Below are 13,896 nucleotides of genomic sequence, written 5' to 3' on the forward strand. Positions count from 1 at the left end.
TTAAAATGAAATTCAATACTAAAACAATTCATGGTGGCCAAGAACATGACCCAGCTTATGGCTCTGTTATGCCACCTATATACCAAACCTCTACCTATGCGCAATCTACACCTGGAGGCCATAAAGGCTATGAGTATTCAAGAACTCATAATCCTACACGAAATGCACTGGAGAATGCTTTTGCAAGTATAGAAAATGGGAATTATGGTTTGGCTTTTGGATCAGGTTTGGCGGCTATTGATGCTGTTATAAAGCTACTACAACCAGGAGATGAAGTTATCTCAACAAACGATTTGTATGGTGGTTCTTATCGATTATTTACTAAGATTTATGAAGATTTTGGAATTAAATTCCATTTCATAGGTATGGAAAATGCCTCAAAAATTGAGGATTATATTAATGATAATACCAAACTTATATGGGTTGAAACGCCAACAAACCCAATGATGAATATTATTGATATAAAAACCACAGCAGAAATTGCTAAGAGAAGACAAGTAATTTTGGCTGTAGATAATACGTTTGCAACACCATATTTACAGCAACCTTTAGATTTAGGCGCTGATATAGTAATGCATTCTGCTACTAAATATATCGGTGGACATAGTGATTTGGTTATGGGAGCATTAGTTGTTAAAGATAAAGACCTAGCAGACCGCTTGTACTTTATCCAAAATGCTAGTGGTGCTGTTTGTGGACCTCAAGATAGTTTTTTAGCATTAAGAGGAATTAAAACTTTACATGTAAGAATGCAACGTCATTGCGAAAACGGTAGAGCAGTAGCAGAATACTTAGCTAACCACCCAAAGATTGAAAAAGTTTACTGGCCAGGTTTTGAAAATCACCCTAATCATGATATAGCAAAATCTCAGATGCGAGATTTTGGAGGTATGGTATCTTTTGTAACCAAAGGCAATAATTATGATGAAGCTATTAAAATAGTTGAAAACTTAAAAATATTCACGCTAGCAGAATCATTAGGTGGAGTTGAGTCTTTGGCTGGGCATCCTGCAAGTATGACTCATGCTAGTATTCCTAAAGTGGAACGCGAAAAGACAGGTGTCGTAGACTCACTCATTCGCTTAAGTGTTGGTATAGAAGATGAAGCAGATTTAATAGCAGATTTAAAACAAGCTATTGGGTAAAATTCAAAAAACATTAATTCAGATAAAAAAGACCCAATTTAAAGTTCGGTCTTTTTTAATATATAAGGTATGTTGTTACTAATCAATGTAATAAATATATCCAAAATTTAACCAAATAAGCACATCGTTAAATTTATTAGAAGGTAGTTTATGATTGAGACCGTCAATCCAATCACTAAAATAATATTGAAATCTAAGATCTATCATTAAGTCAGATAATAACGTTAGTTTATACCTTGTACCAACGCTTGATACCACAGACCATGCACTTATTTGACTTGTGTCTATTGGATATTCACCATTACTTGCCTGAATCCATGGGCCATAAATATTATCTGGATTAAAAATATTTTCATCCGAAATTCCACCATCTCGAGCAAACGTGGTAAATTGCTTAGGAGATGATATCGTGTAATGCGCACCTAGACTTACAAATGGTGCCCAACTGCCTGTGTGAGATGAGAAGGCTCTTATACTTAAAGGAAAGTACTCAAGCTGCATCCCAATATCAAAATTATTTGCTTCACCAGAGTGAGCTCTTAATCGCTGACCATCTATACCAAACTGGCTCGCATCAACCCATTGACCAAAATGATCGAGTTGCGTTTTATTATACGATAATTCACTTCGTAACTTAAAATGGTCATTAAAATAATTATCCGAGGTATAACAGTTACAATCTGCTCTGTAAGAAAAGTTGATATAGTGTATTATTCCTATTCCATAACCTGTATTACCAATATTATTTTCTTCATTAAATCGTTCGCCAAAATCTGAGCGAAATTGCACTGGTCCAGCAATTACTCCTACTTCATGTGAAAATCCTAATTGAGCAACAGAAGTCTGAATTGTAAAAATTACAAAGCACAATATGAATGATTGCCTTAAGGTTTTGATCATAGGTTTAGTTTTTTGGGACATAAACATGGCAAATATAAAAAATATCGATGAAATACCAAATAAAACGGATGAAATGCATTATTATTATATTTTATCCAATAAAACTAAGCTATGCAATTCAAATTAAAAGAACATTGATAATATTAAAAAAATAAGCAGTTTTTTTTATAGATAATGTATCTTTGTTGCTATTATTTAAGAATCTATTAATAATTTTTCAAATGAAAGATAAAATTGAAGCATTTTTAGACCTAGTAAAAAAACGAAATGGTCATGAACCAGAATTTTTACAAGCGGTACAAGAGGTTGCCGAAACTGTAATTCCATACATTGTTAAAAATGATATTTACCACGGTAAAAATATCTTACTTCGTATGGCTGAACCAGAGCGATTAATCTCTTTTAGGGTTTGTTGGGTAGATGATTCTGGTGAGATACAAGTAAATAGAGGTTATAGAATTCAGATGAATTCTGCAATAGGCCCATACAAAGGTGGTTTACGTTTTCATCCTTCGGTAAATGCAAGTATCTTAAAATTCTTGGCATTCGAACAAGTCTTTAAAAATGCCTTAACAACCTTACCAATGGGTGGTGGAAAAGGAGGTTCTGATTTTGATCCAAAAGGTAAAAGTGATAATGAGATAATGCGATTTTGTCATGCGTTTATGGCAGAATTATCAAGACATATAGGTCATAATACAGACGTACCGGCAGGTGATATCGGTGTAGGAGCAAGAGAAATAGGTTACATGTTTGGTATGTACAAAAAACTTAAGAATTCTTTCACAGGCGTCCTCACAGGTAAAGGACAATCTTGGGGTGGATCATTAATACGTCCTGAAGCTACAGGATATGGTAATGTATATTTTGCTGAAAATATGCTAAAAACTAAAAATGATTCATTCAATGGAAAAAGGGTTGTAATTTCTGGTTCTGGTAATGTTGCACAATATGCTGCCGAAAAATCAATAGAATTAGGAGCAACGGTATTAACATTTTCCGATTCTGGAGGTTATATTTTGGATGAAGATGGAATTAATACTGAAAAATTGGCTTATGTAATGGAGCTTAAGAATGAAAAAAGAGGCAGAATAAGTGCATATGTTGAACACTACCCAAATGCTAAATATTTTGAAGGAGAAAGACCATGGTCTGTACCTTGTGATATAGCGCTGCCTTGCGCAACTCAAAATGAGTTAAACGGCGAAGAAGCAAAGCAACTCGTTGACAATGGATGTATTTGTGTGTCTGAAGGTGCAAATATGCCCTCAACACCGGAGGCAATTCATGAGTTCCAAAAAGCAAAAATCTTATTTGCACCTGGTAAAGCCTCCAATGCTGGCGGTGTAGCTACATCTGGTCTTGAGATGAGTCAAAATTCATTGAGACTAAGCTGGACTAGAAAAGAAGTAAATGAAAGACTTAAAGATATAATGTCTGATATTCATGATTCTTGTGTAAAATATGGTAAAAATGAAGATGGCTCCATAGATTACATAAGAGGTGCAAACATAGCAGGTTTTGTTAAAGTTGCAGATGCAATGCTTGCTCAGGGAATAGTATAATAGTACTAATTATCGAAATTAAAAGCTCCTATCTCGTTTTAGGAGCTTTTTTTATATATGATAATTGAAAATAAAACGTTAGTAATAAATATATTTGACCAAAAGTTAAGCTCAACATGACAAAACGATACATCTTCGTTTTTATATTACTATTTACCAGTATTTTTAGTACGGCACAAGATTTTTCAGCGCTATGGCAAGACTATTTCTCATATTTCGATATCGTAGACGTTACAAAAAGTGAATTCAAAATTTATGCTGCGTCTGAAAATGTAATTTTTAGTTACGATGTCAACTCTAATGAAATCGAAAAAATAACTACAATTCAAGGGCTTTCTGGAGAACTAATTTCTACAATTGAGTATAGCGAAGAAGGACAATTATTGCTTATTGGCTATGAAACAGGTTTGATGGAGATTTATTTTGAGTCTGACCAAAGTGTCCTAACCATTGTTGATATTTTAGAAAAAGAAAGTATAGACCCTAGTATAAAAACAATTAACGATTTTAATGAATATGAAGGTTTAGTTTATATATCAACCGACTTCGGAATTTCAGTTTATGATATCGTGCGCCTAGAATTTGGAGACACCTATTTTATTGGAGACAATAATACTCAAATACCTGTAGAAAAAACAGCCGTAAATAACGGTGAAATTTATGCAGCATGTTGGGCCGGTAATGGTATTAGAAAAGGTCTTTTGTCTAATCCTAATTTAATTGATTCTCAGGAATGGACAAGAATAGTAGGAGGAAGCCATCTCTCTATTGAAGAGATTAACGGAAAACTTTTTTCAGTACGTGGTAATAGAGTATTGTCAGAAATAGTAAATGATGTCTTGATCCCTATATTTACTTTTGATCTTAGACCAGCAGATTCAGAATCAACAAATGGCAAGTTGTTATATACCATATCAGATGCTGTTCTCATTTTTGACGATTCAGGAAATTTAACCAATCAGGTTAATGTTACTCAAGAATTCCAGACTTCTTATTCCTCAGCAATAAGTTTTGGTAATGATATTTACATAGGAACAAGCTCCTTTGGTGTATTAAGAACCAATGCTAATGACATTAGTGTTTTTACCGAAATAAGACCAGACGGTCCTTTATTTAATAAACCTTTCAGAATCCAAGCAATTAGAGAAGGGTTATGGGTAACTTTTGGTGAATTTGATGAGTCATTGAATCCTTTCCCGCTTAACAGCAGAGGTGTTAGTGTTTTAAGAGATGAGGAATGGTTAAATATACCTTTTGACAGCTTGTTAGGGATGCGAGAACTTAACAAAATTTCTATCAATCCTTTAAATCCCGATCAAGTCTTTGTCAGCTCTTTTGTTGATGGCATCCTTGAGTTTAATAATTTTGAAGCTACCAATTTTTTTGATGAGACCAATAGTCCTCTGGAGTCATGGATTTTTCCTCCAAACCCGAATCTTATTAATATAAGGACAGGTCCTCTTAAATTTGATGATCAAGGAGGTTTATGGAGTGTTACAAGTCGCGTTGATAATGCATTAAGAGTATATTTTCCGGCAAATAACCAATGGCAATCTTACAGTTTTGCCAGTTTTATTGTTGATGCTCTTAATGATGAATTAGGTTTCTATGATTTGGAAATTGATTCTAATACAGGTACCAAATGGATTGGATCATTTAGAAATGGATTAATTGCATTTAATGAAAATGAATCCCCTAGAATTAAGCAGATAAAAGATGAAAGAGATGGTATTCCAACCACCTGGGTGAGATCTTTAGCACTGGATAATAATGGTGTTTTATGGATTGGTACAGGTTTTGGGTTGAGAGTATTATTTAACACCTCGGGTTTTTTCGATGAAGAATCCCCTACAGTTGAACCTATAATTTTTTTAGAAGATGGTTTAGCAAGAGAGCTTCTTGAGAGCCAAGTAATAACAGATATTGAAGTAGATGGTTCAAACAATAAATGGGTGGGCACCGTAGATTCAGGAGTGTTTTATTTTACACCTAACGGACAAACAACGATTTATCATTTTACAAAAGAAAATTCTCCACTTCCTGTAAACACCATTAATGATATTTCTATAGATGAAACAAATGGTACGGTATATTTCGCCACTCCAAATGGTTTATTAGCATTTAGAGCAGGAGGCTCATCTCCTGTTGAAGAATTGAATGATGCTTATGCTTATCCTAACCCTGTACGACCTGAATATGATATACTGGGAGCAAACGACTTAAATGATATCAATAAAGGTATTAAAGTGGTAGGTTTAACAGAGAATGTAAATATTAAAATTACTGATGTAGAAGGGAATCTTGTTGCTGAAGCTCAATCACGAATTAATCGACGAAACTCAAATTTAAATACAAATTTTGCTATAGACGGAGGAACTGCAATATGGAATGGTAAAAATTTGGCAAATAATATAGTTGCTTCAGGTGTTTATCTTATAATCATCAACGATTTAGACTCATTTGAGAGTAAAATAATAAAGCTTCTTATTATACGATAGCTAGCAGTTTATGTTGACTAAAACCAATATTATTGTTTTAAGTAAACTTAAGTATAAAGATTATGATCTTATTATTAAAGCATACACCAAACACCATGGTATTGTCAGCTACCTTATAAGAGGAGCATTAAAACCTTCGAAAAAAGGAAAGTCCAAAGCCATTTATTTTCAACCCTTAATGCAATTAAGTGTTGAAGAAAATTTTAATCCTAACAAGTCTTTACAAGTTCTGAGAGATATAAAGGTTAGTTATGTCTATACAACACTTTATACAAATATTTACAAAAGTGCAATCGTCATTTTTTTGTCAGAAATATTAGATTCAGTATTAAAGGAAGAGGAAAAGAATGAAGACTTATTTAACTTCATAGCTACAACTTTTCAATACCTTGATAATGAGGATGAATTTGCTAATTTTCATATATTATTTCTTCTAAAATTGAGCAGGTATCTAGGTTTCTTGCCAAGTAACGATAATAAAGATTTGCCGTTTTTTAATTTGCAAACAGGCTTTTTCGAAGATAAGCATAACGGAATAAATAGTATAAGAGGTAAAAATTTAACATTGCTAAAACGCTTACTAGGCATAAATTTTGATGCAGTATCTTCTATAAAAATAAACGTTAAAGACCGCCAAGATTTTTTAAGTATGCTATTATCTTATTTTGAGTTACATTTGGAAGGTTTTAAAAAGCCTAAATCATTGGCTGTTTTAAGTGAAGTTTTTCGCTAGTAATTTACACCTATTCTATATTGATTTTTCTAAGATTAAGACCGATATTTTTTTTAATTCCATTGCTTTCTGTTTTTGTAATGAATTCACAAACAATTACAGTAAAGGAAAAGGCAAGTAGTGAACCTATACCTGGTGTAATACTTTATAATTTAAAAAAAGATAAATCTGTTATAACCGATATTAATGGAAAAGCACAAATCGATAGTTTCACAGATAATGAAGTCATATATTTTCAGAACTTTTTATATTCTAAGCTATCCTTAAAAAAATCAGAACTTGCAGCACGTGGTTATGAGATATTTATGACCTTAAGCGTCGAAGACCTTAAACAAGTTGTAGTATCAGCTTCAAAATTTGAACAAAGTAAAAGAGACATACCTCAAACGATAGTTAGCTTATCCTCTAAAGACATTGAATTAGCAACGCCACAGACTAGTGCCGATGCATTACTTGCTACAGGTAATGTCTTTATTCAAAAAAGTCAATTAGGAGGTGGCAGTCCAATAATTAGAGGGTTCTCTACAAATAGATTGTTAATAGCGGTAGATGGCGTAAGAATGAATAATGCCATTTTTAGAGGCGGAAACTTACAGAATGTGATATCTATAGATCCATTTACTATTAATAATACAGAAGTTACTTTAGGGGCAGGATCTGTGGTTTATGGAAGTGATGCGATTGGAGGTGTCATGAGCTTTTATACAAAAAAACCACAACTATCTTATAAAGACGAGTTGTTTTTTAAGACTAATATAAACACAAGGTATTCGAGCGCAAATAATGAGAAAACGACACATGCCGATTTTAATTTTGGATATAATAAATGGGGATTTTTAACGAGTGTAAGCTATAGTGATTTTGATGATTTAAAAATGGGGCGCCATGGCCCTGAAGAATATCTTAGAAATCAGTTGGTACAGACTATTAATGGTGTTGATACTTTGGTAAATAATGATGATCCTTTAGTTCAAGACCCAACAGGATACAACCAGATTAATTTGATGCAAAAAGTACATTATGAACCTGCGGATAATCTTAAATTTGATTTGGGTATCCATTACTCATCAACATCTGATTTTGCCAGATATGATAGACTAATTAGACCTCAAGGTAATGGTTTGCGTTCAGCAGAATGGAATTATGGGCCACAAAAATGGTTTATGAGTAACTTTTCTCTTACTAAGCTAAGTAGTAGTTCTCCTTATTATGATAAGATTAACTTAACGGCATCATTTCAAAATTTTAAAGAAAGTAGAATTGATAGAAATTTTCAATCTGTCATTCGACGAGAGCGTTCCGAGGAAGTAGATGCCATATCCTTTAATCTTGATTTAGAAAAGCAAATCAATAAGAAATCGAGTTTGTTTTATGGATTAGAGTATTTATATAATGCCATAGGATCACAAGGGATAGAAACTAATATTAATACCAATACAATTACGCCTTCAGTATCTAGATATCCTGATGGCTCTAATTGGCAATCTATTGCGGCCTATGCAAGCTATAAATACAAACCAGATAGTAAATTTGTATTTCAATCTGGGCTAAGATATAATCACATTATATCAAAGGCAGATTTTACAGCTAACAATGTATTTCTTAATTTACCATTTAACAATGCGGAGATTAATTCTGGAGCATTAACAGGAACAGCTGGTATAAAATGGAAACCTAATGACGTTTTAGAATGGAATCTAAACGCATCTACAGCATTTAGAGCTCCCAATATCGATGACATAGGTAAAGTTTTTGATTCCGAACCTGGGGCTGTTGTAGTCCCAAATAACGATCTAAAATCAGAGTATGCCTATGGCGGAGAACTTGGGCTTAAACTTAATTTTAATTATATCGTAAAGTTAGACTTTGCAACCTATTACACATTCCTTGATAACGCCTTGATAAGGCGCAATTCTACATTAAACGGACAGAGTCAAATAGTTTTTGATGGAGAATTAAGTGACGTTCAGTCTATACAAAATGCTTCGAAAGAATATATTTATGGGTTTGAGATTGGTGCTGAGGTAAACTTCTCAGATAATTTGAAGCTTAGATCTCAATATAATATTGTTAGTGGTGTAGAAGAGTCAAACGGAATTGAAGTGCCAGTAAGGCATATTGCACCAAGCTTTGGACAAACACATTTAATATATAAGTTTAGAAGATGGACATTTAACGCTTATGCTATATATAATGATGATTTACCTTTTGAAGATCTTGCGCCATCAGAAATCAGTAAAGATTTTCTTTACGCATTAGACGAAAACGGGAATCCGTACTCACCTTCCTGGTATACGTTAAATTTAAGAACCCAGTTTAAGGTGAATAATAATTTTCTTCTTTCTGCAAGTTTAGAAAATATTACAGACCAACGTTATAGACCCTATTCCTCAGGTATTGCTGCAGCAGGGCGAAATCTAATTTTATCCTTAAAGTATAGTAAATAAAAAACCTCCAAATAATGGAGGCTTTGTATATGTTGTAAAATCAATGTTACTTTTTAATAGACTTTTTAGAGATTAGTGTACCATCTGTCAAGGCTACTTTCGCAATGAATATTTGCGCTTTTAAGTTTGAAAGATTAAATACTTCCGTAGAAGAATTACCTTCAAAATTATAAACTAGACGGCCTTGCAAGTCATATATTGATATGGTTTCAATTGAGTTGGAATTGTTATTCAGTTTAAATTCAACATCTCCATCAGTTAATTCTATTATCGATAAATCATTATCAGAAAATATTGGGTCATCAGTACTTAAAGCGTTTACTTTAAATACAATCTCAAATCGCTCATCAAATGTACCACCATCAGAAGTAAATGTATAGCTAGAGTTACTTAAATCATGAATGGTATTAAGTAAGTTATCCTTAATATAAATAGGGTTATTACTTAAGAAGTTACCTTCCCTCTTCACAATCTCTAATGTATACGTTTCATTTGTTGAAATATAAGCTCCAAATCCTAATTTAATCACTTCATCTTCATTTAAGCTATTAGGATCTTTACCTTGAATAACATAGAAACCGTTGCCGTCATTATCCAGTGAGTATAATACACCAGCATTACCAGCATAGTTTCTATAGGTATCAATGGCATTACCATCGTAATCGTTTGTGGCACCATCGACATAGGCCACACAAATTTGGCTATAAATCCCAATATCAGAACTCAAATTAATATTTAGCTTTTCTCTATGAGTTGATGCTTGCACAACAGCTGTTCGGTAAAAAGCATCGTTCACATTGTTACCGCTTACACGCATGCTGTTGGTAAATTCAACATTTCCTGTTGATGCAGACGGTATAAAAAAGGCTTGACCAGACGGTATTTGCCTGTCTGGTGCCGCAGTAGTACCATTACCAGCTTCTCCAATAGCATTTATTGTAATATAATCGTTTTGATTATAGTTAAGTACCTCGTTTCCGACATTCGCAGCATCTACTGGACTTACCTGAGACCACATATACAATACCTCATAAACTGTATTATTTCCTGGAGAAACTGTTCCGTTATGGTCAAAGAATGCATCTACATTAATTGCCGAAGGGTAAGGATTACCAATAAGATTCCAATGTAATCCATTAGTTGGGTCATTTACTACACCATATGAAATATCTCCTGTGTTATAGGCACCATTAAAAATATAGCCGTACGATAAACCACTCATGAAACCTATCTCGGTATGACTTGCTGCAAACCCTTGTCCAGGTGTCATGGGATAGCTGCCAAATTCTCTTGTCCACGCATTTGCATCGTCATCTAGGCTATCGCCATCAGCATCTAAATAATTGGCCGCATTAAACCAAAATATACGATTACTAGTGGACAATGCAACATCTGTAGTGGTACCTGCAACCGGCGAACTCCAATAAGTTAAGTCGTACCAATTAGTAAGAGGAGAAGTTTCTTTGTTTACAAACGAATCTGCGCCTGTATTGACCGTAAATGTACCAGCAAGTGATCCATCACCGCGTTGTACAAAACTACCTTGAGTTTCAGTAGTGATTTCTGAACCTGAATTTACAGTAAAGTCATTCATTACTTCAACAAAGTAGCCGTTGCTAATTGTAAGGTCTCCAGAGTTAATTACTAAACTACATGCGGTAAAACTAGGATTAGTAGCATTTACAACATAATCACCATCTATGATTGCAGCTGTAAATTCATCAGGAGCACCAGCGCTCCACGACGTACCATCCCATGTGGTGGATACAAGACAGGCGCAGTCATTTAAATGCGCCCCTAAATCACTACTATCATTTACCGTAGCTACAGTCCATTGAGAAGCATCATAAGCAACTGTTGGTATAGTTACATCTTGATTTCTTCTTAATACCGTATTTTGTGCAAAGTTTGAATTATCTCCAATAAAGCCCATCACATCAATATTTTCGCCATTGATGGTTTGTAAAGCCATAGCATCATTACCAGTAAAATTTAAAGTATTACCTGCTATAACTTGATCTCCAGTAATTGCAGCACCAGATCTCGATAATAAGAAGGTTGCATATGGGCCTACAGTACCAATTAAATCAGTAGTATTTGGTAAAGTTTCTCCATTATTAAACCTTGCAATTCTGTAACCACTTAAGTCAATAGTACTGTTTGTAGGATTATATAACTCTATATATTTATTATCTCCTGTTCCGCCACCTTGTGGTTCATGATATTCACTAATAATTAATTCAGAACAATTTGGGATTGTTGCAGTTACTTCTCCATCAACAGTAATATTAATAGTAGTAATACCCGTAGTAGCAACAGTAATATTATCGCTATAAGTGTTTACAGTTAAGCCAGATATAAGCCTAACATATATGGTTGTAAGTGCAACATCACCAGAAGCTGGCGTTAAATTTATTGAACCCCCAAAACCTGCTCCAGAAGTTAAAGATATCTCGAAATTAGTAGGTGCAGTAATAACTATATCAGTTGTTAATGCAGAACCAACAACACCAAAACTTTGTTCAGTTAAAGAAGCATCACCTTCTACATAACCCAATCCAGATATAGTTGGTGGACTCACATTCACTGTAGGTGTCAAAGGTGCGGTACCTTCTACAAGAATATTGTCCAAAAGTGGTCTTTCGTTATTTCCATTGTTAGTCATGGTAACTCTAAGCTCTAATGTAGAACCAGATAAGCCTGTGTCAGATACTACAGTCAATGGAAAGTCATTAATTATAGTGCCGTTATTTGCTGCTAGTGTCCAAGCACCGCCGTCGATTCTATATTCTGTAACAAAAGTGTCTGCATCCTCAAGAGTATCCGTGCCATCATTTTCTGAGGCTTCTAAAGAAAATTGAACATTAGTGAAATTTGTAATATCAATAACAGGGGAAAACCATGTAGCATCAGTATCAAGATCCCTAGCTTCAAGCATTTCACTTCTAACTTGAAAGTAATCATTTGCATCTGCGAGAGTAGCATTACTAATATCTACAGTCCATGACACACCAGATACATCTGTGATTGGTCCAGGACCTATTGAACCTTTTCCATTTTGTCCCGAAAAGTCTTCAGAATATATAGTAGTTTGACCAAACCCAGCGTAGGAAAGGGAAAGTAGTATAAGTAGTACATGGGGTAATTTTTTTAACATAACGATTTATATTTAAAATCATATTACACACAAAGTAAGGGAAATAGGTGCTATTTTTGTTACATGCACCCTCAAAAAACCTATTCCTTCGATGAAGCGCAAAAACACTTAGAAAATTACTGTGTTTATCAAGAGCGTTGCCACAAGGAAGTTATTGATAAATTGAAAAGTATGCGTATGATACCAGAGGTAATAGACGCAATTATAGTACACTTACTTACAAATAATTATCTTAATGAAGAGCGCTATGCAAAAGCCTTTGCAAGAGGAAAATTTAGAATTAAAAAATGGGGTAAGACTAGAATAGTTAGAGAATTAAAATTTAGACAAATCTCTAGATATAATATTGATAATGCCCTTAATGAGATAACAGATAAAGATTATTTTGAAACTTTACATGATTTAGCTATTAAGCGATTGCATCAAATAAAAGAGAAGAATAGTTATAAGAAGAAGAAAAAACTTGCCGATTATCTTCTATATCGAGGTTGGGAATCGAATTTGGTTTATGAAAAAATAAATGAGCTAGTTAATTAGCTTTTAACACTTTGTTTGTGCGTATAACAGCCTGCTCATTTTTCCAATCTATCCACTTTTGTCCTTTTATACGACGCATAATATTATCAAAGGTTCGCATAACAAATACATTATAAATTGCCTTGCTTAGGTTTTTTGGATTTCTAGCAATTGCCCGTAAACTCATCGAAAACCCTGGGGTTATGTAACGCATATAATGCCAATAGCCTTCTGGCATATATAGCACTTCACCATGATTAAGATTACACACCCAACCTTCAGCATTTTTTAAAGCTGGCCACTTATCAAAATCAGGATTTGCAAAATCTATGTCTTCGCGTGTAATTAACGAATGAGGGATTTTATACAAATGTTTATTTTGTTTTTGGTCAAAGAGGATACATTGCTTTTTCCCTTCAAAATGAAAGTGAAAAATATTCGCTAAATCAATATCATAATGCATAAAGGTGTAAGAATCCTCACCTCCAAAGAATAACATTGGCAATCCTTTCATTAAGCGTAATCCAAAATTTGGGTACGAAAAGTCATTTTGAAGTTGAGGTACTTCTTTTAGGATGTTCCAAAGAAAAATGCGGTATCTGGTTGGTTCGCGCTTTAATAAGTCGACATAGTCGCTCATTTTCATTGTGGCATGAGCTTCATTAAAACCATCTTTATAATCTACAGGTCTATCATCATATAGCGGAACGGTTTTATCACCGGCAACTTCTTTCATGTAGTCCAGACTCCATTTAGAGTATGCAGGCCAATGCTCAACAAAATTTTCGATGACCACAGGTTTTTGTGGTTTAAAATAGTTCTTGATGAAATCCTCTTTCGTAATTGTTTTTACTCGAGGTATGTCTTGTAGGTTTAATTGCAAGAGTTTTAACTTTAGTTCGCCAAAGTTAATAAAACGCTACCAAAATTTGGTT

The 13,896-nt window shown here is 33.9% G+C and carries 9 protein-coding genes; 6 read left to right on the plus strand and 3 right to left on the minus strand.

The window, feature by feature from the left end; all coding sequences use genetic code 11:
- The first annotated feature begins 5 nt into the window (after positions 1–5).
- Positions 6–1,145, plus strand: a complete 1,140-nt coding sequence (locus ED556_RS04025) for a cystathionine gamma-synthase (protein ID WP_296319590.1) — start codon at positions 6–8, stop codon at positions 1,143–1,145.
- 78 nt (positions 1,146–1,223) lie between these two features.
- Here ED556_RS04025 and ED556_RS04030 read toward each other — a convergent pair whose 3' ends face one another.
- Complete coding sequence (locus ED556_RS04030) at positions 1,224–2,045, minus strand: glutamate dehydrogenase (protein ID WP_296319591.1); 822 nt, start codon at positions 2,043–2,045, stop codon at positions 1,224–1,226.
- Positions 2,046–2,266: 221 nt separating this feature from the next.
- Between ED556_RS04030 and gdhA the strand changes: the two genes are divergently transcribed.
- The 4 genes from gdhA to ED556_RS04050 all read left to right on the plus strand — a co-directional run bounded on the left by gdhA (position 2,267) and on the right by ED556_RS04050 (position 9,288).
- Positions 2,267–3,610, plus strand: coding sequence for an NADP-specific glutamate dehydrogenase (gdhA, locus tag ED556_RS04035; protein WP_296319592.1), 1,344 nt, complete (start codon positions 2,267–2,269; stop codon positions 3,608–3,610).
- A gap of 116 nt (positions 3,611–3,726) precedes the next feature.
- A complete protein-coding gene (locus ED556_RS04040) occupies positions 3,727–6,108 on the plus strand; it encodes a two-component regulator propeller domain-containing protein (RefSeq protein WP_296319593.1) in 2,382 nt (793 codons plus the stop codon).
- 10 nt (positions 6,109–6,118) lie between these two features.
- A complete protein-coding gene (gene recO, locus ED556_RS04045) occupies positions 6,119–6,841 on the plus strand; it encodes a DNA repair protein RecO (protein WP_296319594.1) in 723 nt (240 codons plus the stop codon).
- An 80-nt stretch (positions 6,842–6,921) separates the two neighbouring features.
- Complete coding sequence (locus tag ED556_RS04050) at positions 6,922–9,288, plus strand: TonB-dependent receptor (RefSeq protein ID WP_296319596.1); 2,367 nt, start codon at positions 6,922–6,924, stop codon at positions 9,286–9,288.
- A 46-nt stretch (positions 9,289–9,334) separates the two neighbouring features.
- Here the strand turns inward: ED556_RS04050 and ED556_RS04055 are convergent, their stop codons facing one another.
- A complete protein-coding gene (locus tag ED556_RS04055) occupies positions 9,335–12,445 on the minus strand; it encodes a lamin tail domain-containing protein (RefSeq protein WP_296319599.1) in 3,111 nt (1,036 codons plus the stop codon).
- Between the two features lie 63 nt (positions 12,446–12,508).
- Between ED556_RS04055 and ED556_RS04060 the strand changes: the two genes are divergently transcribed.
- Positions 12,509–12,982 carry a regulatory protein RecX gene (locus ED556_RS04060; RefSeq protein ID WP_296319600.1) on the plus strand — a complete coding sequence of 158 codons (474 nt, stop codon included), beginning with the start codon at positions 12,509–12,511 and terminating at the stop codon, positions 12,980–12,982.
- Here the strand turns inward: ED556_RS04060 and ED556_RS04065 are convergent.
- The gene (locus tag ED556_RS04065; RefSeq protein ID WP_296319602.1) at positions 12,975–13,844 is read right to left on the minus strand and encodes a cupin-like domain-containing protein; all 870 of its coding nucleotides are present in this window, start codon (positions 13,842–13,844) and stop codon (positions 12,975–12,977) included. The two genes, ED556_RS04060 and ED556_RS04065, sit on opposite strands and share 8 nt — an antisense overlap.
- Positions 13,845–13,896: the final 52 nt, after the last annotated feature.

The sequence above is a fragment of the Winogradskyella sp. genome, assembly GCF_003712105.1.
GTDB lineage: Bacteria > Bacteroidota > Bacteroidia > Flavobacteriales > Flavobacteriaceae > Winogradskyella.

What these genes read in the sequence shown, in the direction of transcription:
- ED556_RS04060 (WP_296319600.1), top strand. Translation starts at nt 12,509, where the DNA reads ATGCACCCTCAAAAAACCTATTCCTTCGATGAAGCGCAAAAACACTTA.
- ED556_RS04030 (WP_296319591.1), bottom strand. Translation starts at nt 2,045, where the DNA reads ATGATCAAAACCTTAAGGCAATCATTCATATTGTGCTTTGTAATTTTT.
- ED556_RS04040 (WP_296319593.1), top strand. Translation starts at nt 3,727, where the DNA reads ATGACAAAACGATACATCTTCGTTTTTATATTACTATTTACCAGTATT.
- ED556_RS04050 (WP_296319596.1), top strand. Translation starts at nt 6,922, where the DNA reads ATGAATTCACAAACAATTACAGTAAAGGAAAAGGCAAGTAGTGAACCT.
- ED556_RS04025 (WP_296319590.1), top strand. Translation starts at nt 6, where the DNA reads ATGAAATTCAATACTAAAACAATTCATGGTGGCCAAGAACATGACCCA.
- recO (WP_296319594.1), top strand. Translation starts at nt 6,119, where the DNA reads ATGTTGACTAAAACCAATATTATTGTTTTAAGTAAACTTAAGTATAAA.
- ED556_RS04055 (WP_296319599.1), bottom strand. Translation starts at nt 12,445, where the DNA reads ATGTTAAAAAAATTACCCCATGTACTACTTATACTACTTTCCCTTTCC.
- gdhA (WP_296319592.1), top strand. Translation starts at nt 2,267, where the DNA reads ATGAAAGATAAAATTGAAGCATTTTTAGACCTAGTAAAAAAACGAAAT.